Origin of the sequence: Lentzea sp. NPDC092896, assembly GCF_044754905.1 — a bacterium.
Taxonomy (GTDB): domain Bacteria; phylum Actinomycetota; class Actinomycetes; order Mycobacteriales; family Pseudonocardiaceae; genus Lentzea.
In genome coordinates, this window is sequence record NZ_JBIVPX010000008.1 from 241,347 (window position 1) to 261,911 (window position 20,565).

The following is a 20,565-nucleotide window of genomic DNA, read 5'->3' on the forward strand; positions in this document are numbered from 1 at the left end:
AGACGCGAAGAGCCCCGACCGCGACAGCGACCGGGGCTCAGCGTTGAACCTGTTAATGGCAGGTTACTTGTCGTGGTTCGGATCTTCCTTCTCGGAGGCCGTACCAGACTTGATGGCCGCTGCAGCGAGCTCGGACGGAGCCGCCTTCGCGTCCTTGTGCGCGATCGTCTTGCCGGTGAAGGACACGTGGCCCTCGTTCCGGATCCGCTCGATCATGTGCGGGTAGTGCAGCTCGAACGCCGGGCGCTCCGAACGGATCCGGGGCAGCTCGGTGAAGTTGTGCCGCGGCGGCGGGGACGAGGTGGCCCACTCGAGCGAGTTGCCGTAGCCCCACGGGTCGTCCACCTTCACGACCTCGCCGAAGCGGTAGCTCCGGAAGACGTTCCAGATGAACGGCAGCGTCGACGCGCCCAGGATGTAGGCGCCGATCGTCGAGATCATGTTCAGCGTCGTGAAGCCGTCGGACGCGAGGTAGTCGGCATACCGGCGCGGCATGCCCTCGTTGCCCAGCCAGTGCTGGACGAGGAACGTCGCGTGGAAGCCGAGGAACGTCGTCCAGAAGTGCAGCTTGCCGAGCGGCTCGTCCATGAAGCGGCCGGTGATCTTCGGGAACCAGAAGTAGATACCCGCGAAGGTCGCGAACACGATCGTGCCGTAGAGCACGTAGTGGAAGTGCGCGACGACGAAGTACGTGTCCGACACGTGGAAGTCGATCGCGGGCGCGGCCAGCAGGATGCCGGACAGACCACCGAAGAGGAACGTGACGATGAAGCCGATGCTGAACAGCATGGGCGTCTCGAACGTCAACTGCCCCTTCCACATCGTGCCGATCCAGTTGAAGAACTTCACACCGGTCGGGACCGCGATGAGGAACGTCATGAAGGCGAAGAACGGCAGCAGCACGGCGCCGGTCGCGTACATGTGGTGCGCCCACACGGCGACGGACAGGGCCGCGATGCCGAGCGTCGCGTAGACCAGGCCGTTGTAACCGAAGATCGGCTTGCGGCTGAACACCGGGAAGATCTCCGACACGATGCCGAAGAACGGCAAGGCGACGATGTAGACCTCCGGATGCCCGAAGAACCAGAAGAGGTGTTGCCACAGGATCACGCCGCCGTTGGCGGGGTCGAACACGTGGGCGCCGAGATGCCGGTCCGCCAGCAGGCCCAGCAGGGCCGCGGTGAGGATCGGGAACGCGAGCAGCACCAGCACCGACGTCACCAGGATGTTCCAGGTGAAGATCGGCATCCGGAACATCGTCATGCCGGGCGCGCGCAGGCAGACCACGGTGGTGATCATGTTCACCGCGCCGAGGATGGTGCCGAGACCACCGACCACCAGGCCGGAGATCCACAGGTCGGCGCCGACGCCGGGCGAGTGGATCGCGTTGCTCAGCGGCGTGTACGCGAACCAGCCGAAGTCAGCCGCACCACCGGGGGTGATGAAGCCCGCCATCACGATCAGGCCACCGAAGAGGTAGAGCCAGTACGAGAAGGCGTTCAGTCGCGGGAACGCCACGTCGGGCGAACCGATCTGCAGCGGCAGCACGAAGTTCGCGAAGCCGAAGACGATCGGCGTCGCGTACAGCAGCAGCATCACGGTGCCGTGCATCGTGAAGAGCTGGTTGAACTGTTCCTGCGAGAGGAACTGCATTCCGGGCCGGGCCAGCTCGGTCCGCATCAGCATGGCCATCGCGCCGCCGACCATGAAGAAGGCGAACGAGGTGACCAGGTACATGATGCCGATTTGCTTGTGGTCCGTGGTGCGGAACATCCGCAGCAGGAAGGACCCCTTGACCGCAGTGCGCGTCGGATAAGGACGCGTTGCGATCGGCTGCGGGGCTACGGCCGTCACGGTGCCTCCAGGCCTTGGTGGGACCAGTTCGTTCGGGAAACTCCCCGGGATATTAGACGGCGACGATCAGCTCCATTCGGGTGGGCCATGGCCGGTGGCCAGCGGCGTAGCGCACGTCACACGTATCCTGCCGCCGTGCTCCGATTGCTCGCTGTCGCTTCTGTCCTGTTGCTGGCCGCCTGCGGCTCTCCCGCCACGCACAACTCCGCGGACGTCGAGTTCGCGCGGGGAATGGTCCCGCACCACGAACAGGCGCTGGAGATGTCCGGCCTCGTCGCGTCGCGCACGGAGAACCCGCACGTGATCGATCTGGCCAAGCGCATCGCGGACGCGCAGAAGCCCGAGATCGACCGCATGAACGGCTGGCTTCGCACGTGGAACGCGCCGGTGCAGGCGTCGTCGCACACCGCGCACGGCCACGCCGAGTCGCACGGCATGGTCGAGCTGGGCAACCTGGCGGAGCTGGACGGCACCGACTTCGACCGCCAGTGGCTGTCGCTGATGATCCAGCACCACCGCGGCGCCGTGGACATGGCGCAGAAGCACCTCTCGGCCGGCACCGACCCCGAGACCCGCAAGCTCGCCCAGGACGTCGTCGGTCACCAGGAGAAGGAGATCGCGGAAATGGAGTCGCTTCTCCCTCAGGGCTGATGCCAGCCTTCTAGCCGTGAGCACTTCAGGAGCCGTACAAGCCGCAGTGTCGTCGGCGGCCTCACACGGCGTGGTCTCCGTCGATCCGGTCGTGCTGCAGGACGGCAGCAACGTCATCGTGCACCTGCGCCCGGCCCCGGTCGTGGCTCGAATCGCCGCACGCACGGCCCTGGTCCGTCCCACCGTCCGTGACCACTTCGCGCGCGACCTGTCGATCTCGGCGTTCCTGGCCTCACGCGGCGTACCGGTCGTGACGCCTTCCGACGAGCTTCCTCCCGGACCTCACACGCGCGATGGCTTCGTGTTCACGTTCAGCACGTACGTCCCGCACGACCCCTCGGCCGAGCTGACCCGCCCTGAGGTGCTCAAGCTCCTGCCCGAACTGCACGCCGAACTTCGCCACTACGACGGTGCTCTGCCCACGCGCGGCCCGATCGACGACGTGGACAACACCCTGACCTACCTCGACGGCCTGGGCGTGCCGGACCTGGACCAGTTCCGCTCCCGCCGCGCCGAACTCCTGTCCGAGTGGGACGCGCACTACAACGACGTCCAGCCGCTGCACGGCGACTCGCACTACGGCAACCTGCTGATGACCCCGGCGGGCCCGGTCTGGAACGACTTCGAGGACACCTGGCGCGGCCCGATCGGCTGGGACCTGGCCTGCCTGGCAGGCGCCAGAGGCAAAGAAGCCGCCCAACGCGCCGTGGACGTCTACGGCGGCGGGGCGGCTACTTCGGACGTGGAGTTCCAACTAGAGGTGCGAATCCTCTTCGGCACGCTCTGGGGCCTGCTGATGGAGAATTCCTAGGCCTTCCGCCTGCGCATCACGAGCAGCACGGCACCACCGGCGGCCACGAGCGCGGTACCAAGGCCGAGCAGCCACGCGGACCCGAACCCGGTGGCCGCCAGTCCACCGGTCTGAGCGACCTGGGCGACCGGCACCTCGGTGGTCGTGGTCGTGGGCACGACCACTTCCGCGGACGACGTCGGGGCGGTGGTCGACGTCGGGGACTGAGTCGAGGTCTTCGCAGTCGTCGTCGTGGTCGTGGTGGTGGTCGTCGTCGTGACCGGAGGCTTCTCGACGGCCACACCGCACCCGAACCACTCGCCGATCTCCGGCAGGGTCGAGTCGCCCAGGACCGGGGCCCGCAGCCCCTTCCACGGCAACGCCTCACCGAGCTTGCCGGCGAGGTAGACGTTGAACACGTCCCCAGCCCGCACGACCATGCCCGTCACCTTGAAGTCCGCCGGCAGAGCGGTGATGTCCAGGTTCTGCTGGTTGTCACCACCGGTGTAGGTGAACTTGGTGGGGTGGATCGGCGTCCCGGTCAGCCCGCCCGCGGTGCAGGCCTCGGGGTGGTTGAAGTCGACGAACTGAAGAAAGGGCTGCGCACGCGGGTCATCGGTGCTCACCCCGTCGGCCAACGCGCTGGTCGCCAGCACCAGCGAGGCCACCCCGGCCAGGGCTCCCGAAACGAGCAGGCCGGATCTTCGCGGGAACGTCAAACGCATCGGGTCACTCCGTGGGGCTCGGCGGATGCCGCGATCTAAGACGATCGACGTCCCCCAATCGGGTTACATGACGATCAACAGTGACCCCTGTGGCCGAGTTGTTACTGCTCCGTGAGGTGCAACCCCAAACGAAAGCCGCCCCACCGTGGAGATCTACGGCGGGGCGGCTTTTCGGACGTGGGTGCTACTGGGCGCGACGCCTGCGCATCACGAGCAGCACAGCGGCACCAGCGGCGACGAGCGCGGCACCGAGGCCGAGCAGCCAGGCGGACCCGAATCCGGTGGAGGCCAGGTCGTCCTCGTTGGCGACAGGCACGGGCACGACCGTCGTGGTCGTGGTCGGCGTGACCTCACCAGAGGAGGTGGTGGTCGTCGTGGTGCTCGTGGTCGAGCTCGGGGACGAGTGCGTGACCGTCGACGTGGAGGTCGTCGTGGAAGTCGTCGTGTTCGTGGTGGTGGTCGTGTCCTTGATGCCGCAGCCGTACCAGTGGCTGATGGCCGGAGCCTTGCCGTTCTTGTCCGGCGACCGCAGGTCGTTCCACGGCAGCGAGCCGAGCTTGTCGGCGAGGTAGACGTTGTAGGCATCTGCGCCCTTGACCACGACACCGGTGACCGTCACGCCCGCGGGGGCGGCGGTGATGTCCACGTCCTGCTGGTCGACACCGCCGGTGAAGGTGAACTCGCCGGGCGCGATCGGGGTGCCGGTCAGCCCGCCGACGGTGCAGGCGTCCTTGTGGCTGATGTCGACGTTGCCCGCGTACGCGACCGCGCGGCTGTCACCGGACGTCGGAGCCGGCTTGTCAGGCTGGGCGAACGCGGTGGTCACCAGGGCGAGGGTGGCCAGGGCAGCCAAGGCGGTGGCGCCGAGCAGGCCGGATCTTCTCAGAGGCGTCAGACGCATCGGGTTGCTCCGTGGGGGTTGGCGGATGCGGCGATCTAAGACGATCGACGTCCCCCGAACGGTCCAGATGACGAAGGACTTCGCCCTTGTGGCCGAGTTGTTATCCCTCCGTGAGGCCGTATCCCCAAACGACCGAACGCCGCACGGGGGCCGGATTGCGGTCCCGTGCGGCGTTCGAAGATCAACGCGAAGATCAGCTCTGCGAGCCCTCTGCGGGCTTCACGTAGACCGTTCCCCCGGTAGGCATACGCCTGAACCACTGAACGGGGGTGACCGGCTGACCGATCACCGGGCCCACCCCTGGCACGGGGTGAGCGACAGGCATGCCGGCGTTCTGCGGGAACTGCGGCAGGCGTGAAGGCTGGTTCGGGGAGGTCATTGTTCCTTCTCGGGAGGCTTACTCGGGAGACGTATTCAATGTGCTTCGGGCGACCCGACGATCGAAGAGCTCTGCAGTGAATCGAGTGCCGTTCGAAGCCGAACAGCCGCCACAGCGGCGTCGACCTGCCATTCCTCGACGGCTCGGGTGATCATCCACCCGAACGTTTTCGCCGCCCTATCGTTACGCCACTGGTCCAGAGTCCAGCTCGCATCATCGTCGAGCCAGAACATCTGGGGCGGTTGTGATGCCCTACCCGCCACCATTCGACCTGAGGCCGCGCGTTTGTAACGCACGTCCGGGAGCAGGTGGAAGTGGAGGTCCTGCGAAATCTCAGGGGATAGTGTGACACCGTCCACTTGGGACCGCGCAACAGCCTCACCACTGAGTTCAACCGAGCCGCCCATCAGGGCGTGAAGGAGCCGGCGCGCGTCCGCGCACAGGTCGTTCTCGTGGGCGAGCAACCACGTGCCGATCTCGCCGGCACGGCCGCTCGCTTTCGCCAGCAATGAGTCGGCGCCGCATTGTTCGGCACCAATCGACAAGGTGAACTGCGCGAGGCAGCTGTAGGCGTGCCAAGCCGCGAAGGTCTGTTCCAGTGGCCATCGTACGTGCGACCACGAAGTCTCGAAATAATCCGCGTCCTCAGCGTTCACGTCAAGAAATTCTTTCGCGATGGCGAGGTCGAAGAACTTTTCGTGCGCGCCTTCGTGAACCAGCGCTTCGGCCACGTCCATCGGAAGGACGGGTTCGTCGATCAACACGATGCCGGGGACGTACCGCGACGACGCCGACACGAGCCCGCCAGAGGTCTCCCGCTTGAGCACCGCGAGCATCGAGACGTGGGCGAGGAGGTCCTCCGCCATGTCCGGCGCGAACTTGCCCAGCAGCAGGACACCTTCCGCCACGATCGCCAGTGCACGCTCGAACCGTTCGCCATCCGCTTCGGTCAGCGGCTCCGGACGCACTCCGGGCGGGGCGACGATGCGCAACGGCGCTTCGAGCACCTCGGCCGCGGCCGGGTCCGAAGCCACCAGCACGCCGACGTCACGCACCTTCATCGAGGCGACCCGAGTCAGCTCCGCGGGATCCACACCACCGTGGCCGGCGAGCGCCCTGCCGATCTCGTATCGGACGATCGGGTGATCCGCGAGGTTGTCGGACAACTCCGTCCCGGGCGCGAACATCTCGGCCGCGAGGCGGTACAGGGTGCGTCTCTCGTCCACCAGAACGGGCGCAGGAACCAGCGCCGCATGCACCACATGCGTGCTCACGGTGGGCGAACCCATCAGCGAAGACCCCGTAACTCACGTCCCCCGACGCCGTGGAGTCATGGCCCCGCCACATCAGCGCGGCCCTGATGCGGCGCAACTGTAGAGCAAGCGCGACCATGCAGAACACATTGGATGTCCCTACAAAATGCCGGTGCCCCGGCCGCGTCCTGTGGGAGACACGTCCGGGGCACGTTTCAGGTTGGTCTGCTCATCAGCTGAACATGATGCTGGTGACGTTCACGAAGCCGACGACGGCAAGCGCGATGATCGAGACAGCGACCATCGTGAGCACGGTGCGCCATCCGATGGCGGTGACGGCGACTGCGACGGCTCCGGCGATTCCGAGTGCACTCCCTGTGGACATCTCGTTCCCTCCCGACTAGCGAGCCCGTGCTCCCAGGTGTGGGCGGTCCTGGGCGTCTCGCCTGATATTCAGGGTCCCGCGTTGTAGGTTGTCTGTCAACGGTCGCCAGGTTGCCAGACAAGTTGCAACCGACAGGCAACAGGCCTACCCTGGACCAATGCCCGCCGACGACGTCCATTTCGGCGAGAGCTGGTCGCTCTCGCCTGATTCGCGACGGCCCCTCCCGGAACTCATCGAGCAGAAGCTCCGGGAGCAGATCATCGGCGGCACGCTCAAGGCCGGCGACCGCCTCCCCACCGAACCGGAACTGGCCCGCAAACTGGATGTCGCCCGGTCGTCGTTGCGTACAGCGCTGCAGCGACTGCAGCTGCAGGGCATCGTCGAGGTCCGTCGTGGCCTGGGCTGGTACGTCCGCCGCACCGATCTCGCCGCCGTCGAGGAGCACCTCGAGGGCAGGCTCGCCGCGCGGCAGTTCTCCCACACCGACCTGCTGGAAGTGCGGATCGCGCTGGAGACCACCGCCGCGTCGCTCGCCGCGGTGCGCGCCGGTGACGGTGAGCTGGACGAACTGGCCAAGCTCAACCGCCGTTACCAGCGCGCGCCGATCGACGACATGCAGGAGGTGATCGAGTCGGACGAGGAGTTCCACTCGGCGCTGATCCGCGCGTCGCACAACGAGTTGCTGGAGCAGACGTACCAGGTGCTCGTGCCCGGTCTGCAGGACTGCAAACGGCACGCGCATCCGTCCCGCGAGGTGCACAACCGTTCAGCGAACGAGCACGAACAGGTGATCTGGTTCCTCCGCCGGCACGACGAGGTGGGCGCGAAGAGCGCGATGACCACCCACCTGCTCGGGCTGTACAACGACGTGGCCGCCGACGACACCCAGCCGCGGGCGTCGCTGAGCACCTACGTCGGGGTGTCGGACAACCCCATCTGGGGCAAGCCGCGCTGAGGCGTTGCTGATACGACAAGGACCGAAAGGGTCTGGCGCTGATCCCCCTTCACTCCCACCATGTATGGACAACCGGTGGAGTGAGGGGGCGGCGACCAGGTGGCGATGGCGCGCAGGCACAGGCAAGCGCTCGCCGTCGCGATCCTTCTGGTCGTCGTCGCGGCCGTCGACCTGACCGCCGTCCTGCTGTGGCAACCCGCCTCACGCAGCGTGCTGCACGACGTGCTGGTCGTGCTGTGGCCGTTGCCGGCGCTGGCGGGTTTCCTGCTGGGCACCTACGAACTGTTCCTGCACCAGCGGCTGGTGAGCGAACTCGGCCGCATCTCCGGCCCCGGTATCGTCGAGCACCTGCTGCCGAGCGAGGTGCTCAAGGCGTTCCTGTCCAGGATCTACGGCACCGGCCAGCGCAACGACGACGTGGTGTCGGGCGTGCTCGGCGGCAACGGCATGCGCCCCAAGGGCGACGACCTGACGATCAGCACCCGCACCACGGTCCGGCTCGCGTTGCAGGGCGTCGACACCAAGACCTACCACCTGACCACGACGCAGACCCACCACTTCCGGCACAGCGTCCCGGTCGACAGGTTCGTCATCTTCGCCACCAGCAACGCCACCCTGCGCGACACGATCAGCGCCGCCTGCCGCTATCCCCTGTTCGAGCTCTACTTCATGCCGGACGCGTCGCTGTTCCTCGACTCGGTCGACGACATCCGCGACTCGACCAAGATCACCATCGACTACCTCGACCACGACGGTCAGAGCCGCTCGGCCGAGCCGAGCCAGATCCCGCCGATCGAGGTCAGGTTCGACCAGTGGGCGAACTACCTGACGTTCTTCCGCGAGGCGATGGCCCCGCTCCCCAAGCTCAGCCCGCTGGACCACATGAGCGACCTGCGCATCCTGGAGTGCGACCTCAGCGGCATCGCCGACGACCACGTCGTGCGCGCGATCCTGGGCCTGACCGTGTCGTCACGTTCGCTGCAGCGCACCAACGACGGCTTCGCGTACTGGCAGTCGCCGTATCCGTCCTATGTGGACACGATCAGCTTCGACGCGACCGAGCTCGCGGTCGACCACTCCCCCGGCCACGAGTTCCGGATCATGCCGTTCACGTTCCGGTCCGGCACCGAGGCGGCGCAGTGGCTGCGCGCGGACGAGCTCGGGGACCTGGACGTGCGGTCGTGGATGCTGCCGGGCCACGGCGTCGCGCTGCTGTGGCGCGAAGCCCGCGGCTGACCGTTCAGTCCGCCGGCCGCACGTAGACCGTGCCGCCGCCCGTCGGCATGCGTCGGAACCAGTCGACTCCGCGCACCGGGTTCTGCGGCCAGCAGGTGTCCTTCGGCTCCTGCGGAACGGGCACGGGGACGGGCTTGAGCGGGTCGGTGGCCATCTCGGTCTCCCTCGCCTGCGGATGGCATCCGAGCCTAGCCACGACGTGCCCCGGCGGGCGCCTGCCAGGAGGGTGAGCGTGGTGCTGCAAGCGAGCGCAAGAAATTGCGTACACTTGCGCCATGACGCAACGGAGGCTGGCCGAGGTCGCGGCCAAGGTCGGGGTCAGCGAGGCCACCGTCAGCCGGGTGCTGAACGGCAAGCCGGGGGTCTCGGACGCCACGCGGAGTGCGGTGCTGACGGCACTTGACGTGCTGGGTTACGAGCGGCCCACGCAGCTGCGGGGCGAACGGGCGCGGCTGGTCGGGCTGGTGTTGCCCGAGCTGCAGAACCCGATCTTCCCCGCGTTCGCGGACGTGGTCGGGAACGCGCTGGCGCAAAGGGGCTTCACGCCCGTGCTGTGCACGCGGACGGCCGGCGGGGTGACGGAGGCGGAGTACTTGGAGCTCCTCCTCGAGCAGCACGTCAGCGGGATCGTGTTCGCGGGCGGGCTGTACGCGCAGAAGGACGCGAGTCACGGTCACTACCAGCAGATGATGGCGCGGAAGCTGCCTGCGGTGCTGGTCAACGCCGCCATAGACGACCTGGCGTTCCCACGGGTGTCGTGTGACGACGCGGTGGCCGTCGAGCAGGCGTACGGGCACCTCACGTCGCTCGGGCACAAGCGGATCGGGGCGGTGCTCGGGCCGCCGGACCACGTGCCCAGTCAGCGGAAGATGCAGGCCATCGACAAGTGCGGTGGCGCGGATGTCGAGCACGCGATGTTCAGCCTCGAGGGCGGGCAGGCCGCGGCGATGAAGCTCGTGCAGCGCGGGGTCACGGCGATCATCTGCGCCAGCGACCCGCTCGCACTCGGCGCCATCAGGGCCGTCCGGCGGGCCGGGCTGGACGTGCCCAAGGACGTGTCGATCATCGGGTACGACGATTCGGCGTTCATGACCTGCACCGATCCGCCCCTCACGACGGTGCGGCAGCCCATTGAGGCGATGGGGCGGGCGGCCGTCGAGCTGCTGGCCAACCAGATCTCCGGCAACGCGGTGGCGCCGGACGAGTTGCTGTTCGAGCCGGAGTTGGTGGTGCGGGCGTCCAGTGCGCCGGTGAGGTAACGAGCACAGTCGTCTTCTTGCGAGTTTTCGTCTGGATATTGCGTTCAGATGTAACGGGGACTTATGGTCGCCGTCACATCGACGCGCTCGCGAGAAGGGCGGCCCCACCATGAAGAAGTCCGCTGCCGTGCTGCTAGGCGGTGTCCTCGTTCTGAGCACCGCCGCCTGTGGGAGCGGTTCCACGACTGAGCCCGGCGGCAAGGTCACGATCAACATCAATGGTCAGCCGCCGCAGACTCAGGCGTTCGACCGCAAGGTCTTCGACGAGGACGTCGCGGAGTTCGAGAGCAAGAACCCGGACATCGACCTCGTGCCGCACGAGGGATTCATGGACCCGAAGACGTTCTCCGCCAAGCTCGCCGGCGGTCAGCTCGAAGACGTCTTCTACGTCTACTTCACCGATCCCGCGGCGCTCATCGCCCGCAAACAGGCCGCCGATCTCACGGACTACGTCAAGGACGTCCCGCACTACGGCGACCTCAAGCAGGAGCTGAAGGACGTCTTCACGGTCGGCGGCAAGGTCTACGGGCTGCCCACCGCGAACTACACGATGGGTCTGCTCTACAGCCGCACCAACTTCACCAAGGCCGGCCTGAACCCCGACTCCCCGCCGAAGACGTGGGACGAGGTTCGCGCCGCCGCCAAGAAGCTCAAGGACGCCGGTGTCACCGGGTTCGCCGAGTACAGCAAGAGCAACCAGGGTGGCTGGCACTTCACCACCTGGATGAAGTCCGTCGGTGGTGACATCGCCCGCAAGGACGGCGACACCTACAAGGCCGACTTCAACAACGACAAGGGCAAGGAAGTCCTGCGCAGGCTCAAGGAGATGCGCTGGGACGACAACTCCATGGGCGAGAAGCAGCTCCTGGAGATCGGCGACGTGCAGAACATGATGGGCGCCGGGCAGCTCGGCATGTACCTGGCCGCGCCGGACAACGTCGCCGCGATCGTCAACCAGTTCAAGGGCAAGTACGACGACTACGGCCTGGCCGCGATCCCGGAGCAGAAGGGCACCCTGCTCGGCGGCGAGGGTTACATGATCAACCCGAAGGCGACGCCGGAGAAGATCAAGGCGGGCCTGAAGTGGATCCAGTGGAAGTACCTGAACCCGGACCGCCTCGAGAGCAACCTGCAGAAGTACAAGGACCGCGGTCAGCCCGTCGGACTGCCGATCCCGCCGATCGCGGACATCTGGACCGGTGACCCGCGCAAGCAGCAGGAAGACCTGAAGGCCAAGTACGCCACCATGCCGGTGAAGAACTTCCAGGCCTATGTGGACGGTTCGGAGTCCACCAAGGGCTCGCTCGAACCGCCGCAGGCGCAGCAGGTCTACGCGATTCTCGACACCGTCGTGCAGGCCGTGCTGACGAACAAGGACGCTGACCACTCGGCACTGCTCAAGGACGCCGAGACCAAGGTCAACGCCGTTCTGGCGCAGGTGAAGTAAGTGCGGCGCCACGTCACCGCGTACGGCTTCCTGAGTGCCGCGCTGGTCGTCTTCGCGGTGTTCTCCTGGTACCCCATCGTGCGCGGGGTGGTCCTGAGCTTCCAGCAGGTCAACTTCGTCACGAGTCCCGACTGGGTGGGCTGGGAGAACTTCGAGCGACTCTTCGCGGACCCGCTGTTCGGGGTGGCGTGGCGCAACACGCTGTACTTCACGCTTCTGGCGCTGGTCCTGGGTTTCGGCGTCCCGTTCCTGACGGCCGTGGTGCTCAACGAACTGCGGCACGCCAAGGGTTACTTCCGGTTGCTGGTCTACCTGCCGGTGATGTTGCCGCCGGTCGTCACGGCCCTGTTGTGGAAGTGGTTCTACGACCCGGGCCCCGGCCTGTTCAACTCGATCCTGCGAGGCCTCGGGCTCCCGACGTCACAATGGCTCGACTCCGCGAGCACCAGCATGATCAGCCTCGTCCTGGTGATCACCTGGGCGAACATGGGCTCGGCCACGCTGATCTACCTGGCCGCGCTGCAGACCATCCCCGGTGAGCTGTACGAGGCCGCCGACCTGGACGGCGCGGGCATCGTCAGGAAGGTCTGGCACGTCACGATCCCGCAGACCAAGTTCGTGATCCTGATGCTGTTGCTGCTCCAGGTCGTGGCGACGATGCAGATCTTCACCGAGCCGTTCATCATGACCGGCGGTGGCCCGGAGGAGTCCACGGTCACCGTGCTCCTGCTGCTGTACCGCTACGCCTTCTACTACAACGACTTCGGCACCGCGAGCGCGCTGAGCCTCATCCTCTTCGCGGTGCTGGGCGTCTTCTCCTTCCTGTACCTCAAGATCACCCGGAAGGCCGACGCATGAGGACTCTCACCAGGGGAACGGGTCCGGCGTACTGGATCGTTCTCGCCGGCACGCTGGTCCTGTTCACCGCGGCGTTCCTGCTCCCGCTGGTCTGGGTGCTGATCGGCGCGTTCAAACCGCCGGCGGAACTGGCGCAGCAACCGCCGACGATCCTGCCGGAGACCTGGGAGCCGGGCGCGTACGTCGACGCCTGGAACTACATGGACCTCGGCCGGTTCTTCCTCAACACGTTCGTAGTCGCGATCGGCGCGTGGGCCGTGCAGATGGCCGTGATCGTGCCCGCGGCCTACGCGCTCAGCAAGCTCCGCCCGATCTTCGGCAACGCGATCATGGGCCTGATGCTGGCGACGCTGATGCTGCCGTCGACGGCCGTGCTGGTCCCCGTGTACCTCACGCTGACCGACCTCGATCTGCTGAACAACCCGGCGGGCATCTGGTTGCCGGCCGCGGCGAACGCGCTGAACGTGTACCTGCTCAAGCGCTTCTTCGACCAGATCCCGGAAGAGCTCCTCGAAGCGGCCAGGATCGACGGCGCGGGCACGTGGACGACCCTCGTCCGCATCGTGCTGCCGATCTCTCGCCCCATCCTCGCCGTCGTCTCGATCTTCGCGGTCGTGGCGGCGTGGAAGGACTTCATCTGGCCGCTGCTCGTGTTCCCCGATCCGGCGAAGCAGACGCTCAGCGTCGCGCTTCAACGCTTCGCTCCGGACACCCCGATCAACCTCCTGCTCGCGGGCCTCGTGCTGGCGAGCCTGCCGATGGTGGCGCTGTTCCTGGCGTTCCAGCGGCACATCCTCGCGGGGCTCACCGCGGGCGGCGTAAAAGGCTGAAAGGACACCAGATGAGTTGGTGGCGCAACGCATCCATCTACCAGGTCTACCTGCGCAGCTTCGCGGACGGCAACGGAGACGGCATCGGCGACCTGGCCGGCCTCCGCGCCAAGCTCCAGCACATCGCGAGCCTCGGCTTCGACGCGATCTGGCTGAACCCGTGGTACCCGAGCCCACTGGCCGACGGCGGCTACGACGTGGCGGACTACCGCGACATCGAGCCGGTGTTCGGATCGCTCGCCGACGCCGAGAAGCTCATCGCGGACGCGCACGGACTCGGCATCCGGATCATCATCGACCTCGTCCCGAACCACAGCAGCGACCAGCACCCGTGGTTCAAGGACGGCCTGTGGGACCGCTTCCACGTCCGTGACACCGAGGAGATCCCGAACGACTGGCAGTCGCGCTTCGGCGGCCCCGCCTGGAGCAAGCTCGAGGACGGCCGCTGGTACCTGCACCTCTACGCCGCCGAGCAGCCGGACTTCAACTGGGAGAACCCGGTCGTCCACGACGAGTTCGAGGACATCCTGCGGTTCTGGCTCGACCGCGGTGTCGACGGCTTCCGCATCGACGTGGCGGACGGCCTGGTCAAGGACTTCAGCAAGCCCGACGCGGATCTCCCCTACTCCGACCAGGACGGCGTGCACGAGATCTACCGCAGGTGGCGGCAGATCGTCGACGAGTACGACGGCGACCGCATCCTCGTCGGCGAGATGTGGCTGCCGGACCCGGTCCGGTTCGCCCGCTATCTCCGCCAGGACGAGATGCACAGCGCGTTCAACTTCGACTTCCTCTGCTGCCCGTGGAACGCCGACGAACTGCGCAAGGTCGTCGACAGCACGCTCGCCGCGCACGAACCCGTTGGCGCACCACCGACCTGGGTGCTCTCCAACCACGACGTCACGAGGCACGTGACCCGCTACGGCCGCGAGAAGACCGGATTCTCCTTCGCGGACAGGCAGCACGGCGCCCCGACCGACTTCGAACTGGGCACCCGCCGCGCTCGTGCGGCGATCATGCTGACGGCCGCGCTGCCCGGTGGCGTGTACGTCTACCAGGGCGAGGAACTCGGTCTCTGGGAGGTCGAGGACCTGCCGGACGAGCTGCGCGAGGACCCGGTGTGGCACCGCTCCGGCTTCACCGACCGGGGCCGCGACGGCTGCCGCGTGCCGCTCCCCTGGTCCACTGAGGACGGCCCGAGCTGGTTGCCGCAGCCGGGGAACTGGCAGGACTTCTCGGTCGCGGTCCAGTCCGACGACCCTGAATCGATGCTCGCCCTGTACCGCCAGGTGTTCGCGCAGCGCCGCGGCATCGACGGCGACCTGGAGTGGCTCGACCTCGGCGAGAACGTGCTGGCGTTCAAGCGCGGCGACCACACGTGCGTCGTCAACCTGTCGGACGAGCCGATCGATCTGCCGAGCGTGCCAACGTTGTCAAGCATCCCGCTGACGAACGGCCAGCTGCCGCCCGACGCGGCGGCCTGGCTGAGCTAGGAACGAACTGAGAACCATTGAGCGGTTGTGGTCGAACTGTGACCACAACCGCTCCTTTATTTTGCCCACATGGGGGCAATACGGGCACAGAGCCGACCGGATTCGGGCGTGCCCGCTCTGCTCGACCTGCGTGAACAGACCGTTACACACTGCAAGCCGGGCATAAATCGGGCAGGATCTCACCCAGTTGTGGCACCCACCACAATGTTTCGAGGGTGTTTCATCTATGCACGGCCCGAACGGGCAACCCAAGAGCCGAGTGGGCAGGTGACATGCGAGCCGAAGAACGCAAGCGGCGCATCCTGGCCAGGGCCCGCGCCGACGGCCGCGTCGACGTGGTGGAGATGGCGCAGGAACTGCACGTCGCGCCCGAAACGGTCCGGCGTGACCTGCGCGTACTGGACGAACACGGCCTCGTGCGCCGCACGCACGGTGGCGGTGTCCCCGTCGAGAGCGCCGGCTTCGAGACAGGACTCCGGTTCCGCGCCGGGTCGCACGTCCCGGAGAAGCGCCGCATCGCGAAGGCCGCCGCCGAACGGCTCGACGACGCCGAGACCGTCTTCATCGACGAGGGCTACACGCCACAACTCGTCGCGGAGGCGTTGCCCACGACCAACCCGCTCACGATCATCACCGCGTCGCTGCCGACCGCGGCGGCGATGTCCGAGCACCCGTCGTGCACCGTCCTGCTGCTGGGCGGTCGCGTCAGGGGCCACACACTGGCCACTGTGGACCACTGGACCACCAGGATGCTCGGCGAGATGGTCATCGACCTCGCCTACATCGGCGCGAACGGCATCTCCCGCGAGCACGGCCTGACCACCCCGGACCCGGCGGTCGGCGCGGTGAAGGCCAAGGCGCTCAGCGCTTCCCGGCGCAAGATCTTCGTCGGGACGCACACGAAGTTCGGCGTCTCCAGCTTCCACCGGTTCGCCGAGGTCTCCGATCTGGAGGCGGTCGTCACGGACAGCGGCCTGTCCGCCCACGAGGCCCACCGCTACACGTTGCTAGGCCCCAAGGTCATCCGCGCCTGATCATTTCGGGCACTGAACGCCCCCACCTTTGGGTGCATCCCCCCTCTGTTTGACGCGCCCAAAAACCCTTGAAAGGAACCGACGATGCCGTCGATTCGCACACCACTTCGCACATTCGGGGCCGCCACCGCCGTGTTGCTGCTCGCGTCCGCCTGTTCGGGTGCCGGTGGCGGGGGTGGTGGTGAGAACTCGGTGAACGTCCTGATGGTGAACAACCCGCAGATGCAGGACCTGCAGAAGCTCACCGCGGACAACTTCACGAAGGACACGGGCATCAAGGTGAACTTCACCGTGCTGCCGGAGAACGACGTCCGCGACAAGATCAGCCAGGACTTCTCCAGCCAGGCCGGCCAGTACGACGTCGCGACGATCTCCAACTACGAGACGCCGATGTACGCCAAGAACGGCTGGCTCGCGCCGATGGACGACTTCGTGTCCAAGGACAGCGGGTTCGACCAGGCCGACATCCTGGAGCCGATCAGGCAGTCGCTGACCGCGGCCGACGGCAAGGTCTACGCGCAGCCGTTCTACGGCGAGTCGTCGTTCCTCATGTACCGCAAGGACATCTTCGAGGCCAAGGGCGTCTCGCTGCCCGACAAGCCGACCTGGCAGCAGGTCGCCGACGCCGCCGCGAAGGTCGCCACGCCCGAGGTCCGCGGCATCTGCCTGCGCGGCCAGCCGGGCTGGGGCCAGGTCATGGCGCCGCTCACGACCGTCGTGAACACCTTCGGCGGCACGTGGTTCACCAAGGACTGGCAGGCGCAGGTCAACGCGCCGGAGTTCAAGGAGGCCACCAAGTTCTACGTGGACCTCGTCCGCAACCACGGTGAGGCGGGCGCTCCGCAGGCCGGGTTCGCCGAGTGCCTCAACAACATGACGCAGGGCAAGGTCGCGATGTGGTACGACGCCACGGTCGCCGCCGGCCTGCTCGAAGCCGACGACTCCCCCATCAAGGGCAAGCTCGGCTTCACCCAGGCGCCGGTCGTGAAGACCGACACCTCGAGCTGGCTCTACACCTGGGCGTTCGGCATCCAGAAGGCGTCGAAGAAGCAGGACAACGCCTGGAAGTTCATCTCGTGGGCGTCCGGCAAGGGTTACGAGGAGCTCGTCGGCAAGAACCTCGGCTGGTCCAAGCTGCCTGACGGCAAGCGTTCCTCGACCTACCAGCGCGCCGAGTACAAGCAGTCGTCCGGTTCGTTCGCCGCGGCCGCCGAGGCCGCGATCAAGGGCGCGAAGCCGAACGACCCCGGTCTGCAGCCGCGTCCGGCCCCCGGCATCCAGTTCGTGGGCATCCCCGAGTTCACCGACCTGGGAACCCAGGTGTCGCAGCAGATCAGCTCCGCCATCGCGGGTGCGACGTCCGTGGACGACGCGCTGAACAACGGTCAGGGGCTCGCCGAGAAGGTCGCAGCGAAGTACAAGGGGCAGTGACATGGCGGTCCTGACGCGAGAGGAGCGGTCGGTCGTCGACCGGCCGCCCCCCGTCCCCCGCAGGAACTACTCGAAGTGGACGAGGCGGGCACCTCTGCTGCCCGCGCTCATCTTCCTGATCATCGTGACGCAGCTGCCGTTCGTGGCGACGCTGGTCATCTCGTTCATGAAGTGGAACTCGCTCGACCCGAACAGCCGCGGGTTCGCGGGCTTCGACAACTACGTCAACGTCTTCACCGACCCCGATCTGCGGTCCTCGGTCGTCAACACGATCGTGCTCACCGCGTCGGTGGTGCTGATCAGCCTGATCCTCGGACTCGGGCTGGCGTTGTTGCTGGACAAGAAGTTCAAGGGCCGCGGGTTCGTGCGCACCATGCTCATCGCGCCGTTCCTCGTGGTCCCGGTGGCGGCGGCGCTGATCTGGAAGCACGTGCTCTACAACCCGGAGTACGGCCTGTTCAACGGAATCCTGAACTGGCTGGGCTTCGACGCCCAGCCGGACTGGATCTCCACCATGCCGATGAGCGCCGTCGTGCTGTCGCTGGTGTGGCAGTGGACGCCGTTCATGATGCTGATCCTGCTGGCGGGCCTGCAGTCCAAGCCGATCGAACCCGTCGAGGCGGCCACGATCGACGGCGCGTCGTCGTTCCAGATCTTCCGGTACCTGACGTTCCCGCACCTGCGCCAGTACCTGGAGCTCGGCGGGCTGCTCGGGTCGATCTACATCGTGCAGAACTTCGACGCGGTCTTCACGATCACGTCGGGCGGTCTGGGCACGGCGAACCTGCCGTACATGATCTACCAGACCTTCTACCAGGCCCACGAGTACGGCGAGGCCTCCGCAGCCGGCGTCATCGTGGTGGCGGGGTCGATCCTGATCGCGACGTTCGCGCTGCGCACGGTGTCCTCGCTGTTCAAGGAGGAGAAGCGATGAACCGCATTTGGGGCGTGCTCGCCTGGTTCGCCGGCATCGTGTTCTTCGCGCCGGTGGCCTGGATGTTCCTGACCTCGCTGCACAGCGAGTCGGACGCGGCGACGAACCCGCCGTCCATCGCGGCGCCGCTGACGCTCGACGGCTACGAGGAGTTCTTCAACGCCGGTGCGTGGCCGCCGCTGATCAACTCGTTCAGCGCCTCGATCGGATCGACGATCATCGTGCTGCTGCTGGCGATCCCGGCCGCGTACGCGTTGTCGATCAAGCCGGTGGAGAAGTGGACGGACGTCCTGTTCTTCTTCCTGTCCACCAAGATGATGCCGGTCGTCGCGGCGCTGCTGCCGATCTACCTGATCGCGCAGTTCTCCGGGATGCTCGACAACATCTCGTTCCTCACGCTGCTGTACTGCTCGATGAACCTGCCGATCGCGGTGTGGCTCATGAGGTCGTTCCTCGCCGAGGTCCCCAAGGAGATCCTCGAGGCGGCCTCGATCGACGGCGCCGGGCTGATCACGACCCTGCGCCGGGTGGTGGCACCGATCGCGATGCCCGGCATCGCGGCGACGGCGTTGATCTGCTTCATCTTCAGCTGGAACGAGCTGCTCTTCGCACGGGTGCTCACCGGTGTCGTCGCCGGTACCGCTCCCGTGTACCTGACCGGGTTCGTCACGTCGCAGGGCCTCTTCCTGGCCAAGGTCTGCGCCGCGGCGGTCGTGGTCTCTCTGCCGGTGCTCATCGCCGGGTTCGCCGCTCAGGACAAGCTCGTCCAGGGCCTCTCGTTGGGAGCAGTCAAGTGAAAGCAGCAGTGATCACCGGCGTCGGGTCCGTCGAAGTGACCACTGTGGACGATCCCACCTGCGGTCCCCGCGAAGTGGTCGTCGACGTGGCGGCCTGCGGGTTGTGCGGCACGGACCTGCACATCCTGCAGGGCGAGTTCGCTCCCACCCTGCCGGTCGTGCCGGGCCACGAGTTCGCCGGCACGATCGTCGAGATCGGTTCGCAGGTGAACGAGCTGAAGGTCGGCGACCGCGTGGCCGTCGACCCGTCGCTCTACTGCTACGAGTGCCGGATGTGCCGTTCCGGCAAGAACAACCTCTGCGAGCGCTGGGCGGCCATCGGCGTCACGACGTCCGGTGGCGCGGCGGAGTTCGCGAAGGCCCCGGTGGCGAACTGCGTGAAGCTGCCGGACCACGTGCGGACCGAGGACGCGGCGCTGATCGAGCCGCTGTCGTGCGCGGTGCGCGGCTACGACGTGCTGCGGTCGCAGATGGCGTCGCGGGTGCTGATCTACGGCTCGGGCACGATGGGCCTGATGATGCTGCAGCTTGGCAAGCTGACCGGCGCGTCGTCGATCGAGGTCGTGGACCTGAACGCGGAACGCCTCGAAACGGCCCGCCAGCTCGGCGTCACGGCGGTCGCGGCGAACGCGGACGAGCTGGACCGGCCGCAGGGCTGGGACGTCGTCATCGACGCCACCGGCAACGAGAAGGCCATCCAGGACGGGATCGGGCGGGTCGCCAAGGGCGGCACGTTCCTCCAGTTCGGCGTCTCGGACTACTCGGCCCGCGTGACCATTGAGCCGTACAAGATCTACAACCAGGAGATCACCATCACCGGCTCGATGGCGGTGCTGCACTCGTTCGAACGGGCGGCAGATCTGTTCGCGACCGGAGTACTCGACCCCGAGATCTTCATCAGTGACAGGGTGCCGCTGGCCGACTACGCGGGGGCGTTGGACCAGTTCAAGGCGGGTAAGGGCCGCAAGATCCAGGTCCTGCCGTGAGCTGATCCGAGAAAGTTCTCAGAAGTTCGTGGGCACTCGTGTATCCAGACGAGTGCCCATGACTCCTTCCAGGCATGTCGAAACCCCGGCAGAACGTGGAAGTACCGCCGTACTTCTCGCACATGTCCGACGAAGAGCTCCTCGCCTGGTACGCGGAGCTTCAGGCGCGCGCGATGAACGCGCCGCCTGGGGACGTCGACTTCGACCACGCTCACCAGCCGGCCAAGCCGGTGACGGTCGAAGAGCTTCGCCAGCGGATCATGACGTTCCAGGGCTGGCCGGGTGGGCTCACCACCCTCGACGCCGGTTCTCCGTTCCACAACCTGTGGCACTGGCTCAGCGACTAGTGCGCTGGTCACCAACCCCC

At 66.7% G+C, this 20,565-nt stretch carries 21 protein-coding genes; 15 read left to right on the top strand and 6 right to left on the bottom strand.

Features of this window, described 5'->3' with window-relative positions:
- Positions 1–63 precede the first annotated feature (63 nt).
- A complete protein-coding gene (gene ctaD, locus ACIQF0_RS33805) occupies positions 64–1,854 on the bottom strand; it encodes a cytochrome c oxidase subunit I (protein WP_360040088.1) in 1,791 nt (596 codons plus the stop codon).
- A 135-nt stretch (positions 1,855–1,989) separates the two neighbouring features.
- On the opposite strand from ctaD, the gene ACIQF0_RS33810 reads away from it, so the two are divergent.
- Together ACIQF0_RS33810 and ACIQF0_RS33815 are read left to right on the top strand one after the other, a co-directional pair.
- Positions 1,990–2,505, top strand: a complete 516-nt coding sequence (locus ACIQF0_RS33810) for a DUF305 domain-containing protein (protein WP_360040085.1) — start codon at positions 1,990–1,992, stop codon at positions 2,503–2,505.
- A 16-nt stretch (positions 2,506–2,521) separates the two neighbouring features.
- A complete protein-coding gene (locus ACIQF0_RS33815; protein WP_401036379.1) occupies positions 2,522–3,316 on the top strand; it encodes a phosphotransferase family protein in 795 nt (264 codons plus the stop codon).
- On the opposite strand, the gene ACIQF0_RS33820 is transcribed toward ACIQF0_RS33815, so the two are convergent.
- From ACIQF0_RS33820 to ACIQF0_RS33835, 4 genes are all read right to left on the bottom strand, one after another.
- On the bottom strand, positions 3,313–4,020 hold the full coding sequence (locus ACIQF0_RS33820) for an LPXTG cell wall anchor domain-containing protein (RefSeq protein ID WP_401036382.1): 708 nt from the start codon (positions 4,018–4,020) through the stop codon (positions 3,313–3,315). The genes ACIQF0_RS33815 and ACIQF0_RS33820 overlap by 4 nt on opposite strands.
- Before the next feature lie 184 nt (positions 4,021–4,204).
- The gene (locus tag ACIQF0_RS33825; protein WP_401036385.1) at positions 4,205–4,921 is read right to left on the bottom strand and encodes an LPXTG cell wall anchor domain-containing protein; all 717 of its coding nucleotides are present in this window, start codon (positions 4,919–4,921) and stop codon (positions 4,205–4,207) included.
- 414 nt (positions 4,922–5,335) lie between these two features.
- Positions 5,336–6,574: an aKG-HExxH-type peptide beta-hydroxylase gene (locus tag ACIQF0_RS33830; protein WP_401036388.1), complete on the bottom strand. Its 1,239-nt coding sequence runs from the start codon at positions 6,572–6,574 to the stop codon at positions 5,336–5,338.
- Positions 6,575–6,785: 211 nt separating this feature from the next.
- Positions 6,786–6,938, bottom strand: a complete 153-nt coding sequence (locus ACIQF0_RS33835; RefSeq protein WP_360040073.1) for a hypothetical protein — start codon at positions 6,936–6,938, stop codon at positions 6,786–6,788.
- A 157-nt stretch (positions 6,939–7,095) separates the two neighbouring features.
- Here ACIQF0_RS33835 and ACIQF0_RS33840 point away from each other — a divergent pair, with 157 nt between their 5' ends.
- Positions 7,096–7,893, top strand: coding sequence for a FadR/GntR family transcriptional regulator (locus ACIQF0_RS33840; RefSeq protein WP_401036392.1), 798 nt, complete (start codon positions 7,096–7,098; stop codon positions 7,891–7,893).
- 105 nt (positions 7,894–7,998) lie between these two features.
- Positions 7,999–9,129 (top strand): hypothetical protein, encoded by a 1,131-nt coding sequence (locus ACIQF0_RS33845; RefSeq protein WP_360040067.1) that lies wholly within the window; start codon positions 7,999–8,001, stop codon positions 9,127–9,129.
- 4 nt (positions 9,130–9,133) lie between these two features.
- Here ACIQF0_RS33845 and ACIQF0_RS33850 read toward each other — a convergent pair whose 3' ends face one another.
- Entirely contained in the window at positions 9,134–9,283 is a 150-nt protein-coding gene (locus ACIQF0_RS33850; protein WP_401036395.1) for a hypothetical protein, read from the bottom strand.
- A 121-nt stretch (positions 9,284–9,404) separates the two neighbouring features.
- On the opposite strand from ACIQF0_RS33850, the gene ACIQF0_RS33855 reads away from it, so the two are divergent.
- From ACIQF0_RS33855 to ACIQF0_RS33905, 11 genes are all read left to right on the top strand, one after another.
- Positions 9,405–10,388 (top strand): substrate-binding domain-containing protein, encoded by a 984-nt coding sequence (locus ACIQF0_RS33855; RefSeq protein WP_360040061.1) that lies wholly within the window; start codon positions 9,405–9,407, stop codon positions 10,386–10,388.
- A 109-nt stretch (positions 10,389–10,497) separates the two neighbouring features.
- On the top strand, positions 10,498–11,835 hold the full coding sequence (locus ACIQF0_RS33860; RefSeq protein ID WP_401036398.1) for an ABC transporter substrate-binding protein: 1,338 nt from the start codon (positions 10,498–10,500) through the stop codon (positions 11,833–11,835).
- On the top strand, positions 11,836–12,693 hold the full coding sequence (locus ACIQF0_RS33865) for a sugar ABC transporter permease (RefSeq protein ID WP_360040055.1): 858 nt from the start codon (positions 11,836–11,838) through the stop codon (positions 12,691–12,693).
- The gene (locus ACIQF0_RS33870) at positions 12,690–13,523 is read left to right on the top strand and encodes a carbohydrate ABC transporter permease (protein ID WP_319978050.1); all 834 of its coding nucleotides are present in this window, start codon (positions 12,690–12,692) and stop codon (positions 13,521–13,523) included. The genes ACIQF0_RS33865 and ACIQF0_RS33870 overlap by 4 nt, the downstream gene beginning before the upstream one ends.
- Before the next feature lie 11 nt (positions 13,524–13,534).
- Positions 13,535–15,016 carry a glycoside hydrolase family 13 protein gene (locus tag ACIQF0_RS33875; RefSeq protein WP_401036402.1) on the top strand — a complete coding sequence of 494 codons (1,482 nt, stop codon included), beginning with the start codon at positions 13,535–13,537 and terminating at the stop codon, positions 15,014–15,016.
- 272 nt (positions 15,017–15,288) lie between these two features.
- The gene (locus tag ACIQF0_RS33880; RefSeq protein WP_030479266.1) at positions 15,289–16,050 is read left to right on the top strand and encodes a DeoR/GlpR family DNA-binding transcription regulator; all 762 of its coding nucleotides are present in this window, start codon (positions 15,289–15,291) and stop codon (positions 16,048–16,050) included.
- Positions 16,051–16,134: 84 nt separating this feature from the next.
- Positions 16,135–17,481 (top strand): sugar ABC transporter substrate-binding protein, encoded by a 1,347-nt coding sequence (locus tag ACIQF0_RS33885; RefSeq protein WP_360040046.1) that lies wholly within the window; start codon positions 16,135–16,137, stop codon positions 17,479–17,481.
- A gap of 1 nt (position 17,482) precedes the next feature.
- Positions 17,483–18,415: a sugar ABC transporter permease gene (locus ACIQF0_RS33890; RefSeq protein WP_360040043.1), complete on the top strand. Its 933-nt coding sequence runs from the start codon at positions 17,483–17,485 to the stop codon at positions 18,413–18,415.
- A complete protein-coding gene (locus ACIQF0_RS33895) occupies positions 18,412–19,212 on the top strand; it encodes a carbohydrate ABC transporter permease (protein WP_401036406.1) in 801 nt (266 codons plus the stop codon). Before ACIQF0_RS33890 ends, ACIQF0_RS33895 begins: the two co-directional genes overlap by 4 nt.
- Positions 19,209–20,198, top strand: coding sequence for a zinc-dependent alcohol dehydrogenase family protein (locus tag ACIQF0_RS33900; protein ID WP_401036409.1), 990 nt, complete (start codon positions 19,209–19,211; stop codon positions 20,196–20,198). The genes ACIQF0_RS33895 and ACIQF0_RS33900 overlap by 4 nt, the downstream gene beginning before the upstream one ends.
- A gap of 74 nt (positions 20,199–20,272) precedes the next feature.
- Positions 20,273–20,545 (top strand): hypothetical protein, encoded by a 273-nt coding sequence (locus ACIQF0_RS33905; RefSeq protein ID WP_401036411.1) that lies wholly within the window; start codon positions 20,273–20,275, stop codon positions 20,543–20,545.
- Positions 20,546–20,565: the final 20 nt, after the last annotated feature.